Raw genomic sequence first — 19,301 nt, 5'->3', positions numbered from 1 at the left:
AGATCGGATAGCGTCCTCCCATGCCCGACAGCGGTTTTCCCTGGCCCATCGAGACGACCCGACTGGACAACGGCCTGCGCGTGGTGGTGAGTGAGGACCGCACCGCCCCAGCCGTGGCCGTCAACCTCTGGTACGACATCGGCTCCCGGCACGAACCGGAGGGGCAGACCGGCTTCGCTCACCTCTTCGAGCACCTGATGTTCGAGGGCTCGACAAACGTGGCGAAGACCGAACACATGAAGCTGGTCCAGGGATGTGGTGGGTCCCTCAACGCCACCACCAACCCGGACCGCACCAACTACTTCGAGACGGTCCCCGCCGAGCACCTCGAGTTGGCCCTCTGGCTCGAAGCCGACCGGATGGGCGGGTTGGTACCGGCGTTGACCCAGGAGACGCTGGACAACCAGCGGGACGTGGTCAAGAACGAGCGGCGGCAGCGCTACGACAACGTCCCGTACGGCGACGCCTGGCTGCGGCTGCTGCCGCTGCTCTACCCACCCGGCCACCCGTACCACCACGCGACGATCGGCTCGATGGCCGACCTGAACGCCGCCGACCTCCCCACCTTCCAGGCGTTCCACACCGCGTACTACGCGCCGAACAACGCTGTGCTGACGGTCGTCGGCGACACCTCCGCCGCCGAGGTCTTCGCCCTGGCCGAGAAGTACTTCGGCGCGATCCCACCCCGACCGGAGATCCCGGCCGCGCCGGACGGCCAGCACGTTTCCGGCGCCGGCGTGGCGACGACGGAGACGGTCGTCACCGAGGTACCCGCGCCCCGGGTGTACGTCGCGCACCGTACCCACCCGTTCGGCACCGCCGGCTACGACGTGACCAGCGTGCTCGCCACCGTCCTCGGTAGCGGGCGGGGCAGCCGCCTCTACCAACGGCTCGTCGACGGGGAGCGGATCGCGCAGCCAGACCTGGTCGGGGCGTACGGGGTGGACCTGGCATACGCCCCGGCGCCGTTGATCGCCACCGCCACCGCCCGCCCCGGGGTGTCGGCGAAGCGGTTGGCCGCCGGGTTGGGCGAGGTTGTTGACGAGGTGGCCACCGTGCCGGTTACCGCCGCGGAGCTGGACCGGGCCAAGGCGCTGCTCAGTACCGCCTGGTGGCGGCAGATGTCGACGGTGGAGGGCCGAGCCGACACCCTCGGCCGGTGCGCGACCCAGTTCGGTGACCCGCGCCGGGCGGCCGAGCGGCTGCCGGCGTGGCTGGCGGTGACCGCCGAGCAGATCGCGGCGGTGGCTGCCGAGGTGCTCGCCCCCGTCGACCGGGTGACCCTGACCTACCTGCCCGAGGAGAACTCATGACGCTGATCAGCACCCAGCCCGGTCCGGGGGCCGCCCGACCGTACCGGTTTCCGCAGGTGGTTCGCCGCGGTGTCGCGGGTGGGCAACTGGTCGCCGCGCACCTGCCGGGGCAGCCGCTGGCGGTGGCGCTGTTGCTGCTCGACGCCGGCGCCGGCCGCGAGCCACAGGGGCGGGAGGGGCTGGGCGCGGTGCTCGCCAAGGCCCTGGAGGAGGGGACAGCGCAGCGGGACGCGACGGCGTACGCGCTGGCCATCGAGGCGCTCGGCACCGAGCTGGTGGCCGGCCTGGACTGGGACTCCTTCCAGGTGAGCGTGCAGGTGCCGGTGGATCGGCTGCCCGCCGCGGTGGAGCTGTTGGCGGAGGCGGTGCGCACGCCGCGGCTGGAGCCGGACGATGTCCGGCGGGTACGCGACGACGAGGCGACCGCCCAGCGCATGGATTGGGCGAATCCGGGCCCGCGGGCCGATGCGGCGCTGCGGGCCGACCTGTTCGGCGCCGAGAACCGCTGGGGCCGGCCGCTGTACGGCGATCCGGAGACGGTGGCCGGGCTGGAGGTCGAGGACGTCCGGATCTTCCACTCGGAGTGGTTCCTTCGGCCGGGCACTCTGATCGTCGTCGGGGACCTGGAGCGACTCGACCTGGAGGCGCTCGCGGCGACGGCGTTCGCCGGTACCGGTGGCGGCGCGGTGGACCGGGGTGGCCCGGTCGAGGTCACCCCACGCGACGGCCGCAAGATCATTCTGGTGGACCGGCCGGGTTCGGTGCAGTCGACGCTGCGGCTCGGGCATCCGTCGCCGCACCGCGCACACCCCGACCACGTACCGATGCGGCTCGCCGGCACCGTACTCGGTGGCGCCTTCACCTCCCGGCTCAACCATCTGATCCGTGAGGTGCGGGGCTACACGTACGGGATCCGGGGTGACTTCGTGTCGTCTCGCCGGTTCGGGCGGTTCGCGGTCAGCTCCGGCGTGCAGACCGCGGTGACCGCGCCCGCGTTGGTCGAGGCGGTCGGCGAGATCACCCGTACCCAGCAGACCGGGGTGACCGAACCGGAGCTGGCGGTGGCCCGCTCCTGGCTGGCCGGCCAGCTCTCGGTCGAGTTGCAGACCCCGCGGGCGATCGCCGCGGCGCTGACCACGCTGGTCGTCCACGACCTACCCGACGACTACCATGCCCGGCTGCGTGCGGCGCTGCTCGCCGCCGAGGTCGAGGAGGTCTCGGCGGCCGCCGCCGCGCACCTGCACCCGGAGGAGTTGACCCTGGTGGTCGAGGGGGACGCCGCCCAGATCCGGGCCGAGCTGGCGGCGACCGACCTGGGGGAGGTCATCACCAGCACGCGCTGACCGCCACCGCCCGGATCGCCAGGTCCGGGCGGTGGGAAAGGATTCTTGGTTGGCGGGCTCCGCTGGGTAGCCTCGCGGGTATGAGGATCGGCATTGTGGGGGCCACCGGCCAGGTCGGTGGGGTAATGCGGCAGGTGTTGGCGGAGCGGGAGTTCCCCGCCGAACAGGTTCGGCTGTTCGCCTCCGCGCGGTCGGCGGGGCGGACCCTGCCCTGGCGCGGCGGCGAGTTGACGGTGGAGGACGCGGCCGTCGCCGACTACTCGGGGCTGGACATCGTTCTCTTCTCGGCCGGCAAGGAATCCGCCAAGGATCTGGCCCCCCGGGTCGCCGAAGCCGGAGCTGTGGTGATCGACAACTCGTCGGCTTTTCGAATGGACCCGGCGGTGCCGCTCGTCGTCGCCGAGGTGAATCCACACGCTGCCCGGCACCGGCCCCGCGGGATCATCGCCAACCCGAACTGCACCACGATGGCCGCGATGCCGGTGCTGCGTCCGCTGCACGCCGAGGCGGAGTTGGTGAGTCTCGTCGTCTCGACCTACCAGGCGGTCTCCGGGGCCGGCCTCGCCGGCGTGGCTGAGCTGGACGAGCAGGTCCGGAAGGTGGCCGAGCACGCGAGCGGCCTCACCTTCGACGGCGCGGCGGTGGACTTCCCGGTGCCCCGGTCGTTCGCCCAGCCGATCGCGTTCAACGTGCTCCCGCTCGCCGGTTCGATCGTTGACGACGGGTCCGAGGAGACCGACGAGGAGCAGAAGCTGCGGAACGAGAGCCGCAAGATCCTCGAGATCCCCGAGCTCAAGGTCTCCGGCACCTGCGTCCGGGTTCCCGTCTTCACCGGTCACTCACTTCAGGTCAACGCGCGTTTTGCCCGGCCGATCACCCCGCAGCGGGCCCGGGAATTGCTGGCTGACGCGCCCGGTGTCGCCCTCTCCGAGGTGCCCACCCCGCTGCAGGCCGCCGGTCAGGACCCGACCTATGTGGGCCGAATCCGCGCCGACCAGACTGTCGCACACGGTCTCGCTCTCTTCTGCGCCAACGACAACCTGCGGAAGGGGGCGGCGCTCAACGCCGTGCAGATCGCCGAACTGGTCGCCGCCGAGCGCGCCTGAGCCACACCGTCGGCGCCGCTCATACCCCCGGGGCGGCGCCGACGTGTTTGGATTGTGGTGACCAGACGAGGGAGGCAACCGTGACCGACCAGAGCCAGGCGCCGCTGCTCGAGCTCCTCGCGGAGCACCGGATGGGTGTGTTGGCGACGCTGCGGCGGGGCCGGCCGGCGCAGCTGTCCACCGTGCTCTACCAGTACGACCCGGCGGCCGGGCTGATCCGGATCTCGGTCACCGACAACCGGGCCAAGGTCGCCAACCTGCGCCGGGATCCGCGGGCCAGCTTCCACGTCAGCAGCGGCGCCGGCTGGGCGTACGCGGTCGCCGAGGGGCGGGCCGAGCTGACTCCGGTCGCCGAGCGCGCGGACGACCCTACGGTCGAGGAGCTGGTCGACCTCTACCGGGCGATGCAGGGTGAACACTCGGACTGGGACGACTTCCGCCGGGAGATGGTGGCGCAGCGCCGGCTGGTGTTGCGGCTGCACGTCGAGCGGGTCTACGGCCTGCCCCCGCGCGGCTGAGCGGCCGCCCCATCGCGTCCGGGTTCGTTACCTGCCGCCCTGGTGGGGGTAGTCCGCGGTGCCGACAGCGAGAGGGGAGCACCATGACAACGGTCGAAGAGTTCATGACGACCCGGTTGGTGACGATGGACGGCAACGACACGCTCATCGCGGCCGCCCAGGAGATGCGGGACTGCGCCATCGGGGACGTGGTGGTCACTGATGGTGACGATGTCGTTGGTATTGTGACAGACCGTGACATTACCGTGCGAGCGGTGGCGGAGAACATGAACCCGGCCTCGACCCGGTTGAACGAGATCACCACCCGGGATGTGATCACGGTCAGCCAGCACGACGACGCCGTGGCCGCCGCCGACCTGATGCGGACCTACGCGGTGCGTCGGCTGCCGGTGGTCGAGGATGGGCAGCTGATCGGCCTGGTGTCGATGGGGGATCTGGCGGTGGAGCGTGAACCGCAGTCGGTGCTCGCGGACATCAGCGCGGACGACCCGAACAACTAGCGCGGCCCGGCCAGGTCTCACCCGATCCGGGCGAGGTTGACCGCTCCGGATCGGGGGACTCGTGCGCGGAGGCCGATGGCACGACGTGGGAGAGGTGCCATGGGCAGCCCAGTCGCGCGTGCGGACGGGCCGGCGGGAGGTGGGGACCCATGTCGGAAGCGACCACGGCCTTCTTCAAGGATCTCGACCGGCGGGGCTACGAGCCACTGTTGATCAAGACCACCGGGACGGTCCGGTTCGACCTGCACGAGGGGGCGCACACGACGCACTGGCTCCTCCGGATCGACCGGGGACAGTTGCGGGTGAGTCGGGAGGACCTGGAGGCCGACGCGGTCATCGGGCTCAGCCCGGCGCTCTTCGAGGAGCTGGCCGCCGGTCGGGAGCACGGCATCGCGGCCAGCCTGCGGGGAGAGCTGAGGGTCAGTGGTGATCCACGGCTCTTCGTCCAGGTGGAACGGCTCTTCCCGGGCGACCCACGCGCGCGTGGCCCACGCCGAGCCCTCGAACGGGAGGTTCGTTGATGCCGGGCAACACGGTGCGCATCCTCGACGGCAACACCTTCGTGGTCTCCGCGGAGAATGGGGACATCGAGGCGACGCCGACCGAGCCGACCGGTCTCTTCTCCCTCGACACCCGCTTCCTGTCCACCTGGGTGCTGACGATCAACGGCGAACGGCTCAACCCGCTCTCCTATGACGACCTGCAGTACTACGAGGCGCGGTTTTTCCTGGTGCCGGGGGCGGCGACGCACTACGTCGATGCCAAGCTCTCGGTCATCCGGGAACGGGCGGTGGGGGGAAGCTTCCAGGAGACGCTCACCATTCTCAATCACGACGAGAATCCGGTCGAGCTGGAGGTCCGGATGGCGGCGGCAGCCGACTTCGCCGACCTGTTCGAGATCAAGGATGACCAGCTGAACAAGAAGGGCGAGCGCTACACCGAGGCCGAGTCGGACCGGCTGCGGTTGGGCTACCGGCGCGGCAACTTTCGGCGCGAAACAATGATCACCTCGTCGGCGCCGGCCCGGTTCGACCAGGGCGGCTTCGCGTACACCATCGACCTGGCGGCGAATGAGCAGTGGGTGGCGGAGATCGACGTCCGGACCCTGACCCTCGGCCCCAGCGGCCGGGACCTGCGCAGGGGGCTGCGTGCGCACGGCACCGAGCGGCTCGCCCTGGAACAGGACCTCAAGGAGTGGATCGCGAACGCTCCCAAGGTCAACAGTGAACGCGGGGATCTGACCGAGACGTACCGCCGCTGCCTGGTCGACCTGGCGGCGCTGCGCTTCGTTCCGTTCTCGCTGGGTGGGGCGGCGCTACCGGCCGCCGGCCTGCCGTGGTTCATGACCATGTTCGGTCGGGACAGCCTCCTGACCTGCCTGCAGGTACTGCCGTTCACCCCGGAGCTGTCCAAGACGACGCTACAGATCCTCGCCGCCCTTCAGGGCACCCGGTTCGACGACTTCCGGGAGGAGGACCCGGGCCGGATCCTGCACGAGATGCGGTACGGCGAGACGGCCGCCTTCGAGGAGCAGCCCCACTCGCCGTACTACGGCTCGGTGGACGCGACCCCGCTGTTCATCGTGCTCCTTGACGAGTACGAGCGGTGGAGTGGGGACGCCGAACTGGTGCGGGCGCTGCAGGTCGAGTGTCGGGCTGCGTTGAAATGGATCGATAGCTGCGCCGACCTGGTGGGTAACGGCTATATCTGGTACGAACGGCGCAACACCGACACTGGGCTGGAAAACCAGTGCTGGAAGGACTCCTGGGACTCCATCTCCTACCGCGACGGCACCCTGCCGCCGTTCCCCCGCGCCACCTGCGAGGTGCAGGGATACGCGTACGACGCGAAGGTGCGGGCGGCTCGGTTGGCCCGCGAGTTCTGGGACGACCCGGCCTACGCCGAGCAACTGGAGCGGGAGGCGGCCGACCTCAAGGAACGGTTCAACCAGGAGTGGTGGGTGGCGGACGGCGGGTACTACGCACTCGCTCTGGACCCGGACGGCCGGCAGTGCGACGTGCTCAGCTCCAACATCGGGCACCTGCTCTGGAGCGGCATCGTCGACGACGAGCGAGCCCGGACAATCGCCGAGCACCTGGTGGGGCCACGGCTCTTCTCCGGCTGGGGGGTGCGGACGCTGGCCAGGGGGGAGGCCCGATACAACCCAATCGGCTATCACAACGGCACCATCTGGCCGTTCGACAACTCGTTCGTCGCCTGGGGTCTGCGCAAGTACGGTTTCGCGGAGGAGGCGGCGACGGTCGCCAACGGCATCCTCGACGCCGCCCGCTACTTCGACGGTCGGCTGCCGGAGGCGTTCGGCGGCTACCCACGGGAGCTGACCAGGTTCCCGGTCGAATACCCGACCGCGTGCACGCCCCAGGCCTGGTCCACCGGCGCCCCGCTGTTGCTGCTGCGGACCATGCTCGGGCTGGAGCCACACCAGGGCCACCTGGTTGTCGAGCCGCGCCTGCCAGCGGGGATGGGGCGGATCGAGGTACTGGACATCCCGGGCCGGTGGGGTCGAGTGGACGCGTTCGCCCGCGGCCGACTCGACCTGCGCCAGCGCGGCGAGTGAGGTGAGCCGACCCGGCCCGACCCCGACCCCGACCCCGGCCGGGAGCAGGCGGACGGCGCCAACAAGGGGGCTTCCACCTACCGAGGGGTCACCGAAACCGGGGTAGGGTCGGCGGATGCCGGAACTCGTGTATCCGCCCGTGATCGCCGCCGCCAAGACAATGTTCCGGGTACTCGACCTGAAGATCACCATTGAGGGTGCCCACCACGTACCGCGGACCGGCGGCGCGGTCCTCGCCAGCAACCACGTCAGCTACCTCGACTTCATCTTCTGCGGCCTGGGCGCGCGCGAGTCGAAGCGGCTGGTCCGGTTCATGGCCAAGAAGTCCGTGTTCACGCACCGGATCTCCGGGCCGTTGATGCGGGGCATGCGGCACATCCCGGTCGACCGCCGGGCCGGAACCGGTTCCTTTGTCGAGGCGGTCGCCGCGCTGCGGCGGGGCGAGGTGGTCGGAGTCTTCCCCGAGGCGACGATCAGCCGGTCCTTCACCGTCAAGCAGCTCAAGAGCGGCGCGACCCGGATGGCCCGGGAAGCCGAGGTGCCGGTGCTGCCGGTGGCGGTCTGGGGAACCCAGCGGCTGTGGACCAAGGGACGGCCGCGCACCCTTGGCCGGCGGCACACCCCGATCACCATCCTGATCGGCGAGCCGATGAAACCGGCCGCCTACCCGGACGCGAACGCGATGACCACCGACCTGGCCGAGCGGCTGAGCGCCCTGGTCGACCGGAACCAACGGGAGTACCCGGAGCGCCCCGCCGGCCCCGACGACACCTGGTGGCTCCCGGCGCACCTGGGCGGCAGCGCGCCAACCCCCGCCGAGGCGGGCACCCTGGATCGCTCCTGAGCCGCCCACGGGTCTGGATTGCTTCGGAGCGGACGCGGTCACCCGCCCGCCTCCGTGGCCGCGGCGAACAGGTGACCAAGTACGGCCTGGGCGGTGGAAGGGGGGCGTCAGCGGGTTCGGTCGAGCTCGTAGTCGGCGAGCACGGCGCCGGAGGGGGTTCCCTCCAGCCGTAGCAGCTTCCACTGCCGTAGCTGCTCGTCACCCTCGCCGAGTAGTCGTCGCCCGGAGCCCAGCACCGCCGGGGCGATCACGAGTCGGAGCTCGTCAACCAGATTCTCCGCCAGGAGGGACTGGGCGAGGCGAACGCTGCCGTGGACGCCGATGTCGCCACCCGGACGCTCCTTGAGCCGGCGAGCGAGATCGGCGACCGGGCTCGAGACGGCCGTGGTGTTGGTCCACGGTACGGTCGGAGCCGTCGAGCTGATCAGGAACTTCGGCACCTCGTTGATGAAGTCGGCGAAGGGCTGTTCCTCCGCCGTCGGCCAGTACGGCGCCCACTCGTCGTAGGTCCGTCGGCCGAGCAGCACGGTGTCCTGGGCCTTGATCGTGCGGGCGAGGTTGGCGTACATCACCTCGTCGAAGTCGAAAATGTAGCGGTCGGGTGCCTCCACCACCCCGTCCATTGACATCAGTGTGTAGAGCACGAGCTTACGCATGCAGATCTCCCTCGGCGGTCGTACGGGACGGGATGATTGTCGAGCCCCGATATGACAACGGCTCTAGGCTACGCGGGTAGCGGAGGGGGCCAGCATCGACGGCCGGTAGGCAATGGTCGCGGCCGGCGGCTTAACTAGGGCCTGCCCCCGCGTCCGGAGTGGCGGAAGCTCTCCGCGAGGGTGCCGACGAACTGTCGTGGGATGAACGGGAACGTGTCGGTGAGGACGTAGTAGTAGGTGCCGTCGGGATACTCGGGCGTGACCCCGTGCCGACCGTTGGCCAAGTCGAGCAGGCCGTGACCCTCGACGAACTCGAAGTCCTCGGTGTAGGTGCCGTCGTACGCTCCGCCCGGGCCGTCCGGCCGGACGCCGGAGCGGAGCCGGTACGAGGAGGTCAACTCAGTGCTGCCGGAGGTCGGGTCCATCGCGTCGGCGTAACCGAGTCCCGTGTAGATGGGGAAGCCGTCGCCAGCCCAGCCGAGGAGTGGGGAGTGGCGGCTCGCGTCCCGCTGGCCGGCTACTGCCGTGGGTAGCCCGTGGTAGTGGTATGCCCCGGTCGGCTGGACATGCGCGTTGTTGTCATCCAAACCGAGATTGGTCTTGGGGCTGATCGCCTCGACTGTCCAGCCGGAGGCCGGGTCCCGTCGGTACCACTCGGCGGCGAGTGGGTCGAAGGGAACCCCGTTGATCGCGATGCCGAAGGGTTGCGGCAGGACGAGTGGGGTGGCGCGGCTGGCCTGGGTGCCGTTGCGCGGCAGCTGGAACTCGTACGCCTGGGCCGAGACGGTGTGGGGGTTGCCCGCGTTCGGGAAGCTGCCCCTCGGGTGGTTCGGCAGTCCGTTGGCGCGGATGATTCGACTGTCCCCGGTGACCGTCACGTCGATCTGGGTCCCGGTGGCGCTGTCGGCGATCGAGTAGCTGCCCGTCAGCTCGGTCGACGCCGGGGTGGTCGGTGCGTCGATGGGGGTGGCTGACGTCGAGGGGTCGTTGACCCCGGTGACCGTCGTCCGGCCACACGCCGATACCCCGAGGGCGGCGGCGAGCCCACCGAGCAGGAAGACGCGGCGGGTGGGTCGACCGGAACCGTGTCGAGGAGAAGTCATGCCACTACTGTGGCCGCTGATCTCAGGTGCTGACTGTGCAGGGCCTGTGGACCAGCTGGAAATTGCTGAAACGACTCCGCATTCTTACGAATGCGGACACAATTACTCGGGCCGCGCTTTCCGGCCAGCCGCCCATCACCACCGAGAATCCCCAGCCCGGCGGGACCTGGACTGGGGATTCTCTTCGCGTTGGGGGTCTGTCCTGGGTGAGGTGGGGTCAGGGCTGCTCGGGGAGCTGCGCGACAAAAGCCCGCCACGCCGTGGGTCCGAACACCAACGCCGGGCCGCTCGGGTCCTTGGAATCCCGGACGCCGACGACTCCCGGCAGATTGTCGGCGACCTCGACGCAGTTGCCGCCGCTCGCCCCGCTACGGGTAGACTTCTTCCACCGGGCGCTATTGAGGTCCATGGTAGGTCTCTACTTCCTTCAACAGGTCGACGGACGGGTTGCGCGGCAGAGCCTCGTTGCGAATGCTCTCCCACATCATGTGCAGCTTAGCCACTCCATCGTCTTTGTCGACCACCTCGCCGCCCAGCTGATTTTCCAAGTGGCCGATCCACCGCCCCTCAGCCGATCGGGCCAGCGCGAACGGCCCCGACAGCCCGATGTGGATTCCACTGGTGGCGGGGACGATCAGCACGTGTACGTGCGGCAGCTCGGTCATGGAGATCAAATGGGCGATTTGCTGTGCCATGATCCCGCTGAAGCTGTCGCCGGTGCGCCGCAGGGCACCCTCGTCCAGCACCGCAACGAGCTGCGGCGGGTGATCGTTGGTCAGGATCTTCTGTCGCTCCATCCGCGCGGCGGTCAACTGCTCAACCTCACCGTCGCTGAGGCTGTCGTCGGTGCGCAGGACCGTCCGGGCATAGTGTTCCGTCTGGAGCAAACCGGGAATCAGGATCGGCTCGAAGTAGCGAAGTTGGGTAGCGGTGCGCTCCGCGTCCAGCCACGGCAGGAACCAGGACGGGGTACCCAGCTTGGAGGCCAGCCGCTCGAACAGCCCGCCGGTCCTGAGCGCACGGTCGGTCCCCCGGATGAAGTCGATGGTGAGCGCGCGGCTGCCGTTCTCCACGGAGCTGACGTGTGAGGCGGTGTATCCCGCGGCCCGCCCGAAGGCCTCCTGCGTCAAGCCCGCCGCGCCCCTGGCCCGGCGAATCTCGCTCACGATGAAGTCGGCGATTGGCCCTGGCACATCGGTCATTCAGCACTCCTCAATTTAGTGATCGACTACCCATCTCGCTACCTGCCGGACTGGCGTTAGCCCACCGCGGCCCAGCGGACCCACACGCCTGGTAATCCCAAGGCTGTGGCGTGCAACCTGGAGTTAGATCCTTAGTCGGTGGGGCATCTGAGTCCGCCGGAGGCGCCGTCGGGGTCGCCCTTCGCTTAAGGAGTTCAGGCGAGGGCGACGTTACCAATGTCCATTCAGATATGGGAGTGTCGTTGTGCCGACAGTAGTGAGCCAAGATTTGCCGCAGCGAAAGGGTCGGGCCGTGTCTGAAGTCGGGTTCCCGCGTTTGCTGAGCATGGGGGATGGTGGGCGTGCGGTGGGAAGAGCGCGCGTCTTTCACGTCCACGAGGACGTGCTTCGAGCTGTGCTTGCTGGGCTGCGGAGGCTGTGATGACCGACGACCGAAGACCGTCTGAGCTGCACCCCAACCGCGACCCGTCCGGGACGCCCCCACTGCCCGACGGCCACTGGGTACGAGCGAGTCGCCCCCCAGACCCGAGCCCACTCACCACCCGGCAGAAGCTGACGGCAGTGCTGGTGGTGACGATCGTTGTTGCCGCTGTCATAATCGGCGTGCTCCGGTGACGAGGTGGAAAGAACTTCCCGGCCAGCTCCGGAGGAGGGCTCGACTTCGCGCCCCCTTTGCCGCACAGTTGGCCGCATTTGGCCACCGGGCCGGTAAACATCAGAAAGGCCAAGCTGAATGCGCCATCGGGCGCCCAGTCGAAGGAGTGCCCGAGCTACGCCTCGGCGGATCCGTTTCACGCCCCCGGTAGTCCAGGTAGGCGGCGGACCTCATCCGGCCAGCAGCCGGTCGATGTCCGCCAACGGGGAATCTACGCAGTTCGCGGATGGGCTGGTCAGGGGTGCCGGAGTTCCCTTCGACCGACAGGGTTGGTCGGTGGGAACGGCCGCGGACCCCAAGCTCAACGAGGCCCTGAGGTGGGACTTCCTCTTCCGGCGAAGGTGCCGCTTCGCCCGACCGTGCTACCTGGCTTCGCCGATAGCTGGCCGGCCTCGACCGGCAGCGGCGGTACGGCCTGCGCCCACTTGCTGGGTGGGAGAGGCGATCTTCAACCACGAATAGCCGCACCACGGATAGCCCCAGGCGGCCGGTTCGGCTGAAAGGAAGTGCCTGTGCGCCCGGCAGGATTCGAACCTGCGGCCTTGGGATTAGAAGTTGAATCCCGCTAGTGTTCCGGCGTTATCGTGAGTCCGTAGGGGTGTCTATCTGTGCAGGTAGACACCCCTACGGCTGCTTCCTGGTGAGTCTCTATATTGGCTTGTCCGCAGACGTCCGGGCTCACGGCGGGCTCACTTCGGCGGCTGCTCTGCCTGGGCCGCTCCGGGGTCCGCGAAGTACAGCCCGAGCATCTGGGTCGACCAGGATGGCTGTCTGACATCGCCGCGCGGGCCAAACTCTGAGAACCAGGGCTTGATGTCCAACACGGGCGTGCCGTCCACAGCGTCCAACTCTTCAACGTGCAGGTCAAGGCCGTCAACCTTGACGAGGCGGCATCGAGACACACCCAACCAGTTGATGCGACGCATGTTGCGGTGGCCGAAGATTCCCACCTCGGGCCACTCCGGGTTGTCCCTGGGCCGGCGTGCTCCGAGGTTTAGATCGGTTGGGTCAGTGAGATGGAACCGAAACACGATCTCAAGGTGAGAAAACTCCTCTAACCCCTTCGCGGATGCCGGGGTGAACCGATTTTCATCGATTCGGATAACGGCCCGGCTTGCGCCCCAATAGTCATCCGTGGGCTCGGATCTTCCGCCTACAACCCACGCAATGGGCTCCACGGTGAAATTCTCGGCTGCCATTCCCGCCTCTCCTTCTGCTGCTGACCGTTTAGGCGAAAGTTGAAAGATAGTTCTTGGCGCGGGTGTCCACGTCTTGGACTCTTCGGACGCTCCGGCGTCTGTACGGAGAGAGGATGGCACGCATCTCGGCGGCGACCTGGCGTGTGCGGCCGGACCGGACGCCTTCCATGGCATCGAGCGCACGCGACCATGTCGTGCAGGCTTCTTCAATCTCGCCCTGTTTGGCTTGAACGGCTCCCAAGTATCCGAGCGTCACGGCATGGGTTCGAGTGAAGGCTGACGCCTTGCGGGTTTTCACGCTGCGGAGAAACTGAGCTGTCGCTCCGGCCGCATCGCCGGTGTCGCGCAGCGCGCAGGCTGTCTCATGCGCCAAGCTCGCTTCCCCGAAGAAGAAGACTCGGCCGGGCTCGTCATCTCCGCTGGTGGCGGCAGCTAGGTCAGCTTCGGCCCGAAGAAGTGCACGAGCCGCGCTCTGCCCTTCGCCGTTGACAGCCAACGCGCGTGCATATACGACCCCGAGCAAGGCACGCTCTCGTGGAGATGCAGCTTCGTACCGTTCGCCGTCTACTGAAGCCGAGGCGAGGTTGAGAGCGCGTTTCTGGTGTCCGAGGTCGATGGCCTGGTGCGCCATCGCGCGTAGCACATGGCCTGCCATCGCCGGATTGTCGGCTTCCGCCGCCAGCTTGACTGCGACGTTGAAGTAGTGCTGAGCCACGTTGTGTTCGCCGTTGTCGAACGCCATCCAGCCGGCGAGGTAGGAAAGCTCGCTTGCAGCGGTGAACATGTCCCGCCTCAGAGAGTCGTCCGAGTAGCGTCCGCACAGATAGCTCGTCACATCGGACGTGAGATATTGGACGACTGCCGAGCGTGCATGTCCACCGCCCCGCCGTTGATCGACGCGGGAAAAGAGAGACATCATGTCGTGCACTGCCTCGACGTCGCCCCGGCTGACGGTCATTCCGCCGGCTGCGCCACGTGCCCGGCCACGTTCGGCCATTCGCGGCCACCAGCGTTCAGAGGGCAGCGCCAGCGCGGCGAGCGAGTAAGCGGCAGTGCTGAGAACGCGTCTGCGTTCAGCGTCCACGTCGACTCTCCCGATCTCAGTTAGCGCCGCCAGCGTATCGACTCGCCATCCGAGCATGTCCTTGGAGGACAGCGGCGGACTCGGCAACCCGATCTCATCAAGGGTGACCACCCGGCCAAGCTTCCGAGACAGCGCCTCACACAGCAGCATGGGTGCCCGCCCAGAGGGCTTGGAGCCCGCTACCCAGTGTGAGACGTGGGAGCGGCCAACGCCTGCGAACTCTTGGGCGTTGCACTCCTGCGCGACGCGGAGGAAGGCGCGGGCCACCTCGGCGTGCGACATGCCGGCCTCGGTGATGACGGATGCGAGCTTGGCGTTGCCGGATCGCACCTGCGGCACGTTGCACCCCCGCTAGAAGTCGATCTTTCACCACGTTCACCGCCATGACGTGCGTGACAGCGCACCTACCGCCCGTGGTTTGCGGTTCGCTACAGGTACGCAGGGCGGTCGTTCCTCAGTGGAAGCCGAGAAGCGGCCCACACGCCGACAGGCTCCCGTACGGCAAGCGGAAGCGTGACGTTCGCGCACTGCTGCGGAGTGCGCGAACCGATCGCTTGACCTGTGCACCGGGACAAGAACCGATTACGGACGGACTTTCAACGTGGTGTATCAGCCGGGACCGAATGATCTGCTGCGGGTGGCGCGGCTGGCGTCGCGGTCGCCCTCTGGATCGGGCCGGCCGATGTCGCGACAGGAACTGGCCGAGTCTGTCAATGCGTGGTTGTACGAGCACACGGGCCGACGGACCGCTATCGCTAGTCGCTACATCGGCGTTCTTGAGCGTGGCGATACCCGGTGGCCGTCGGCGCACTACCGCTTGGCGCTGCGTGCGGTGTTGGGCAAGGCCACCGATGTTGAGCTTGGCTTCTTCATCATTCAGGGGCACGCCAAGGATCCTGACCGGAGCATGGTGGCGCCGGCTCCAACCGCAGGGCCGCTTGACGCGGCGTCAGCCGGCTTCTACCCCGTCAGTTCGTCAGCGGTGGACACCGGCCCAAGAACGGCGGCCGGCGGGCTCGCGGTGGCTTCTACCGGTGCGGTGGCAGTGCGGGTCAGCGTCAGCGTGGCCGGGGCTTCGGTGGCGGGCCAAGAGGGGCTACCCGGCTGCATCACGCTGGTGGCCGGTCCGCTGCGGGTGCTGATCGATGTCTCAAGCGATGTTCCGACCGGCGGTGCGGCGGCCGTGGCCGGTGCCGCTGTAGCGGCCGGCGGGGCGCGGGTGTACTCGCTCGCTGAGCGACGGGCGCGGTAGCGATGGCTGCCGTCACGCCGTCACACGCTACTACGCCGCGCTTGGTGGCCGATCCGGTAACTGGGTTCTTGACGCATGACGATGTCGCGGATGCGCGCCGGTCGTTGGGGGCTCGGTTGGCGTTGACCCGTAAGGCTGTTGGTGTCACTCAGGTGCGGCTCGCGCGGATGGTGCAGTGGTCGCGGAGCACGGTCGCCAACGTGGAGACGGCGCGGCAGGTGGCCCCACGGGAGTTCTGGCTTGCCCGCGACATCGCGTTGGGCGCGGGTGGGCTGCTGGTGGCGGAGTGGGCGCGTACTGACGCGCTGGCACGTCGTCTGCGCGAACAGATGGTGGCGGAACTTGTTCGGCAGCGCCTTGCAGCGTCACCGCCGGTGTGCGTGTGCCGTGATCTGCGACGGCTGCTCGACCTGGCGGACTCGTCGCAGTCGCTCGGAGGCTCGCTGGCTGTTCTCGTCGGCGAGGACGGAGCTGTCCATGGATGACGACGACGCGGACCTGATCCGGCCTCGGCACCGACCGCATCGGTCGCGTCGGTTTCCCGGTGGTCGGCCGTGTGCCTGTCCGTCGTGTCGCACCTCCCGCAAGCGGAAGCGCACACTCCCGGGATCGGCAGGGCCGGCCGCTGTGTCCGCCCCAGTTCCTGCTGCGCCGACGTTACCGGCGGGAGCGGTGGAGTGGCCGACAGAAATCGATTGGACTCGCGCAGCCGAGTTGGTGACCCGGGGCCAGCTTGAACGCGCGCAAGGAATCGCACGAGTGAAAGGAGCGATCTTCTCCAGCACGTCAGCTCATGGCACCAACCTGTCAGCTCTATTGAAGGAGACACGGCACCATGACCGACACGATCACTGGTAACCCGACCATCGAGGCGTACTCCGGCCCGGTGGACCTGTCCCGCCCGCACTTCGTGGGCGTCGGCGGCTGCGCGATGTCCGGCCTGGCGCGGCTGCTGGCCGAGCTGGGCCACCAGGTCACCGGCAGCGACCTGCACGACTCGGCGGCTCTCGCGGCGCTGCGTACGGCCGGCGTCCGGGTGCAGGTGGGCCACGACGCGGCGCACATCGAGGGCGCGTCGTGCGTCGTCTACACGACCGTTGCGCGGAACGCGCCGGAGGTCGACGCGGCGCGTTCCGCCGGCATCCCGGTGGTGCACCGGGCGCAGGTTCTGGACAAGTTGGCCGCCGGGCGGCGGCTGGTGGCGGTGTCCGGGTCGCACGGCAAGTCCACGACGGCCGGCATGCTCGCGCACATCCTGCGCACCCTCGGGCAGGACCCGACGTACCTCATCGGGGCCGACCTGAACGGGCCAAGCTCGGGCGCCCACCTCGGCGCGTCCCGGCTGCTGGTGGTTGAGGCGGACGAGTCGGACCGGTCGTTTCACTTCCTGGCCCCGTCGATCGCGGTCATCACCAACGTGACCGACGACCACCCGGAGAACTTCACCGACCACGCCGACGTGCTACGCGCCTACGTCGCGTTCGGCGCGCGGATCGCACCGCACGGGTTCCTGATCGTCAACGCCGACTGCGTGGGCGCGACCGTGGCTGCCGACGTCATCGCCGCCGAGCGACCCGATCTGACGGTGCTGCGCTACGGCCGCGACCGGGCGGCGGACGTGCGGCTGCTGGACGTGCACGCCGAGGGGTGGAGCACGTCGGGGTCGGTGCGGATGCCCAACGGCGTCGAGGTCGGGGTGACCCTGCCGCGACCGGCCACGCATCACCTGGGTAACGCGGTGGCGGCCGTGGCGTGCGCGGTGGCGCTCGGGCTCGACCCCGCCGACGTGGCCGGCGCGGCGTGCACCTTCCCCGGGGTACGCCGCCGGTTCGAGCACATCGACACCCGCTCCGGGGTGACGGTGATCGACTCGTACGCCGATCACCCGAACGAGATCGCCGCCGACCTGGACGCCGCGCGCACCCTGGCGCGGGGTCGGGTGTTCGTGGTGTTCCAGCCGTCCGGACACGCCCGGGTCTTGGCCTTCGGCAACCGGATCGGTGGGGTCTTGGCGGACAAGGCCGACTACGTGCTGCTGCTCGATGTGCACGGCACCGTGCCGGCGGGTCGACCGGTCGCGGACGGCACGGCCATCCTGGGGCGGCTGCGTGACGGCGACTACTGCCTGCCGCTTGGCCCCGACCACGCCGCCCGGATCGTCGGCCGGATGGCCGGCCGCGGTGACGTGGTGCTGACGATGGGCACCGGTGACGTCACCGGTTACGGCGCGGCGATCCTCGACGCCCTGAGCAGCCGGTCCGAGGTCGCGTTGTCTGCGTGACCTCTACGCCTGGGCGGTGACAGCGCCGGGTTCCTCGATTAGCTTGTCCGCGAGCGCGAGGAGCCCGGCGCTGTTGGCTGCCTTGACCAACACCACGTCGCCCGGCCGCAACCCGTCGCGCAGCAGCTCCCACGCCTCGGCTACGTTCGCCGCCCGGTCCACCGTCGTGCCGGTGCCGGCGGCGGCGTCCGCGTATTGCCCGGCGGCGGCTCCGCCGATGGCTACGAGCCACCCGGCCCCGACTTCGGCCACCTGCTGCCCGATCTCGCGGTGTACCTGGGCGGCGTGCTCGCCCAGCTCGGCCATCTCCCCGAGCACCGCGACCGCCCGCCGGCCGTCTCCGGCCATCGCCTGCAAGGCGCGCAGCGCGGCCCGCATCGCGTCGGGCGCGGCGTTGTAGGCGTCGTTGATGACGGTCACCCCGTCGGCGCGGGTGCTGACCTGCATCCGTCCCGGCGACACTGCCTCGGCCTGTGACACCGCCTCGGCTACCGCCTCGATCGGGTGACCCAACCCGAGGGCGACGGTGGCGGCGGCCAGCGCGTTGGATGCCTGGTGCAGCCCGTAGAGACGCAACCGCACCTCGGCGGCCTGGCCGTCGTGCGCCAGCCGGAACCCGGCGCGGCCCAGCTCGTCCACGGTCACGTCTTCGGCGCGTACGTCCGCCGGGTCGTCGATGCCGTAGGTGAGCACTCGGGCGCTGGTGCGGCTGGCCATGGACGCGACGAGAAGATCGTCACCGTTGAGCACCGCCAACCCACCGTCGCGGGCGTCGGGCAGCGCTTCCACGATCTCGCCCTTGGCTAGAGCGATGTTCTCCACCGATCCGAACTCGCCAAGGTGCGCGTGCCCGACGCGGGTCACGACGCTGACGGTGGGCGGGGCGATGCGGGTCAGGTAGGCCACGTGCCCGATGCCGCGTGCGCCCATCTCCAACACCAGATAGCGGGTGTCGGCGGTGGCGCGGGTGACCGTGTAAGGCAACCCAAGCTCGTTGTTGTTCGACGCCCGGTTGGCCACCGTGGCACCCCACGTCGGCAGCACCTGCGCGAGGATGTCCTTGGTCGAGGTCTTGCCGACCGAGCCGGTCACACCGATCACCGTGGTCTGCGGCAGTCGGTCAACGACCGCGCGGGCAAGGCGGCCGTAGGCGGTGGGTACGTCCTCGACGACCACTGCTGGCACGCCGACCGGCCGTGACGCCAGTACCGCCGCCGCGCCGGCCTCGATCGCCTGAGCGGCAAAGTCGTGCCCGTCGACGCGTTCACCGGGCAGCGCCACGTACATGCCGCCGGTCTCTACGCGCCGGCTGTCGAACACGACTGGGGCGGTCACCGTGACGCCGTGGGGGGCGTCGTGGACGGTTCCGCCGACAACGGCCGTGATCTCTTGCAAGGTCATCGGAAGCACGTGATGAACCTACCGTGTGCGGTCGGCGGATCGAGGGCTGTAGCCGGATCGTGGATGTCGGTCCTCTGGCAGCTACTGGCAATAGCCCAACTGACACGAGGCCAACTGTCGCTAGCGCTACTGCGCTGTGCCAAGCTGTGTTTTATGTACCGCAATTCGCCTGCTGGTCGCCGCAGCGTGTGCGCTCGGCGGTCGACGCGTCGGCGCTTGCGTTCCGCGCCGTGGATGATGCTCAAGCCGCGAACGCGGGCGGCCTG

Annotated in this window: 19 protein-coding genes; 12 read left to right on the top strand and 7 right to left on the bottom strand. The window is 69.0% G+C overall.

What is annotated here, in order from left to right:
• Nucleotides 1-20 precede the first annotated feature (20 nt).
• From T398_RS15830 to T398_RS15795, 8 genes are all read left to right on the top strand, one after another.
• Nucleotides 21-1,313, top strand: coding sequence for a M16 family metallopeptidase (locus tag T398_RS15830; protein ID WP_496447778.1), 1,293 nt, complete (start codon nt 21-23; stop codon nt 1,311-1,313).
• Nucleotides 1,310-2,656 (top strand): M16 family metallopeptidase, encoded by a 1,347-nt coding sequence (locus tag T398_RS15825; RefSeq protein ID WP_496447776.1) that lies wholly within the window; start codon nt 1,310-1,312, stop codon nt 2,654-2,656. Before T398_RS15830 ends, T398_RS15825 begins: the two co-directional genes overlap by 4 nt.
• 80 nt (nt 2,657-2,736) lie before the next feature.
• Nucleotides 2,737-3,762, top strand: coding sequence for an aspartate-semialdehyde dehydrogenase (locus tag T398_RS15820; protein ID WP_496447774.1), 1,026 nt, complete (start codon nt 2,737-2,739; stop codon nt 3,760-3,762).
• An 80-nt stretch (nt 3,763-3,842) separates the two neighbouring features.
• Nucleotides 3,843-4,280 (top strand): PPOX class F420-dependent oxidoreductase, encoded by a 438-nt coding sequence (locus tag T398_RS15815; protein ID WP_496447772.1) that lies wholly within the window; start codon nt 3,843-3,845, stop codon nt 4,278-4,280.
• An 83-nt stretch (nt 4,281-4,363) separates the two neighbouring features.
• Complete coding sequence (locus T398_RS15810) at nt 4,364-4,780, top strand: CBS domain-containing protein (RefSeq protein WP_018222920.1); 417 nt, start codon at nt 4,364-4,366, stop codon at nt 4,778-4,780.
• 149 nt (nt 4,781-4,929) lie between these two features.
• Entirely contained in the window at nt 4,930-5,301 is a 372-nt protein-coding gene (locus T398_RS15805) for an SCP2 sterol-binding domain-containing protein (RefSeq protein WP_496447770.1), read from the top strand.
• The gene (locus T398_RS15800) at nt 5,301-7,358 is read left to right on the top strand and encodes an amylo-alpha-1,6-glucosidase (RefSeq protein WP_496447768.1); all 2,058 of its coding nucleotides are present in this window, start codon (nt 5,301-5,303) and stop codon (nt 7,356-7,358) included. The genes T398_RS15805 and T398_RS15800 overlap by 1 nt, the downstream gene beginning before the upstream one ends.
• Nucleotides 7,359-7,473: 115 nt before the next feature.
• Nucleotides 7,474-8,202 (top strand): lysophospholipid acyltransferase family protein, encoded by a 729-nt coding sequence (locus T398_RS15795; protein ID WP_496447767.1) that lies wholly within the window; start codon nt 7,474-7,476, stop codon nt 8,200-8,202.
• Between the two features lie 107 nt (nt 8,203-8,309).
• Here the strand turns inward: T398_RS15795 and T398_RS15790 are convergent, their stop codons facing one another.
• The 4 genes from T398_RS15790 to T398_RS15775 form a co-directional block, all read right to left on the bottom strand.
• The gene (locus T398_RS15790) at nt 8,310-8,858 is read right to left on the bottom strand and encodes a dihydrofolate reductase family protein (RefSeq protein ID WP_496447765.1); all 549 of its coding nucleotides are present in this window, start codon (nt 8,856-8,858) and stop codon (nt 8,310-8,312) included.
• Nucleotides 8,859-8,992: 134 nt separating this feature from the next.
• Complete coding sequence (locus T398_RS15785) at nt 8,993-9,961, bottom strand: YHYH protein (protein ID WP_496447764.1); 969 nt, start codon at nt 9,959-9,961, stop codon at nt 8,993-8,995.
• Between the two features lie 217 nt (nt 9,962-10,178).
• Complete coding sequence (locus T398_RS15780) at nt 10,179-10,370, bottom strand: DUF397 domain-containing protein (RefSeq protein WP_018216705.1); 192 nt, start codon at nt 10,368-10,370, stop codon at nt 10,179-10,181.
• Nucleotides 10,357-11,163 (bottom strand): helix-turn-helix domain-containing protein, encoded by an 807-nt coding sequence (locus T398_RS15775; RefSeq protein ID WP_496447762.1) that lies wholly within the window; start codon nt 11,161-11,163, stop codon nt 10,357-10,359. Before T398_RS15775 ends, T398_RS15780 begins: the two co-directional genes overlap by 14 nt.
• Before the next feature lie 420 nt (nt 11,164-11,583).
• On the opposite strand from T398_RS15775, the gene T398_RS15770 reads away from it, so the two are divergent.
• Nucleotides 11,584-11,778 carry a hypothetical protein gene (locus tag T398_RS15770; protein ID WP_496447760.1) on the top strand — a complete coding sequence of 65 codons (195 nt, stop codon included), beginning with the start codon at nt 11,584-11,586 and terminating at the stop codon, nt 11,776-11,778.
• A 729-nt stretch (nt 11,779-12,507) separates the two neighbouring features.
• On the opposite strand, the gene T398_RS15765 is transcribed toward T398_RS15770, so the two are convergent.
• Both T398_RS15765 and T398_RS15760 read right to left on the bottom strand, forming a co-directional pair.
• Nucleotides 12,508-13,017: an SAM-dependent methyltransferase gene (locus tag T398_RS15765; RefSeq protein ID WP_396758902.1), complete on the bottom strand. Its 510-nt coding sequence runs from the start codon at nt 13,015-13,017 to the stop codon at nt 12,508-12,510.
• 28 nt (nt 13,018-13,045) lie between these two features.
• Nucleotides 13,046-14,440: an NsdA family TPR-like regulatory protein gene (locus T398_RS15760; protein WP_496447759.1), complete on the bottom strand. Its 1,395-nt coding sequence runs from the start codon at nt 14,438-14,440 to the stop codon at nt 13,046-13,048.
• Between the two features lie 343 nt (nt 14,441-14,783).
• Between T398_RS15760 and T398_RS15755 the strand changes: the two genes are divergently transcribed.
• From T398_RS15755 to T398_RS15745, 3 genes are all read left to right on the top strand, one after another.
• A complete protein-coding gene (locus T398_RS15755) occupies nt 14,784-15,353 on the top strand; it encodes a hypothetical protein (protein WP_496447757.1) in 570 nt (189 codons plus the stop codon).
• A gap of 68 nt (nt 15,354-15,421) precedes the next feature.
• Nucleotides 15,422-15,838, top strand: a complete 417-nt coding sequence (locus T398_RS15750; protein ID WP_496447755.1) for a helix-turn-helix domain-containing protein — start codon at nt 15,422-15,424, stop codon at nt 15,836-15,838.
• A gap of 350 nt (nt 15,839-16,188) precedes the next feature.
• Entirely contained in the window at nt 16,189-17,634 is a 1,446-nt protein-coding gene (locus T398_RS15745) for a UDP-N-acetylmuramate--L-alanine ligase (protein WP_496447754.1), read from the top strand.
• A gap of 3 nt (nt 17,635-17,637) precedes the next feature.
• On the opposite strand, the gene T398_RS15740 is transcribed toward T398_RS15745, so the two are convergent.
• Nucleotides 17,638-19,035 carry a UDP-N-acetylmuramoyl-tripeptide--D-alanyl-D-alanine ligase gene (locus tag T398_RS15740; RefSeq protein WP_496447752.1) on the bottom strand — a complete coding sequence of 466 codons (1,398 nt, stop codon included), beginning with the start codon at nt 19,033-19,035 and terminating at the stop codon, nt 17,638-17,640.
• Nucleotides 19,036-19,301: the final 266 nt, after the last annotated feature.

The organism is Salinispora goodfellowii (assembly GCF_059570675.1).
This window is presented reverse-complemented; position numbering and strand designations above follow the sequence as displayed.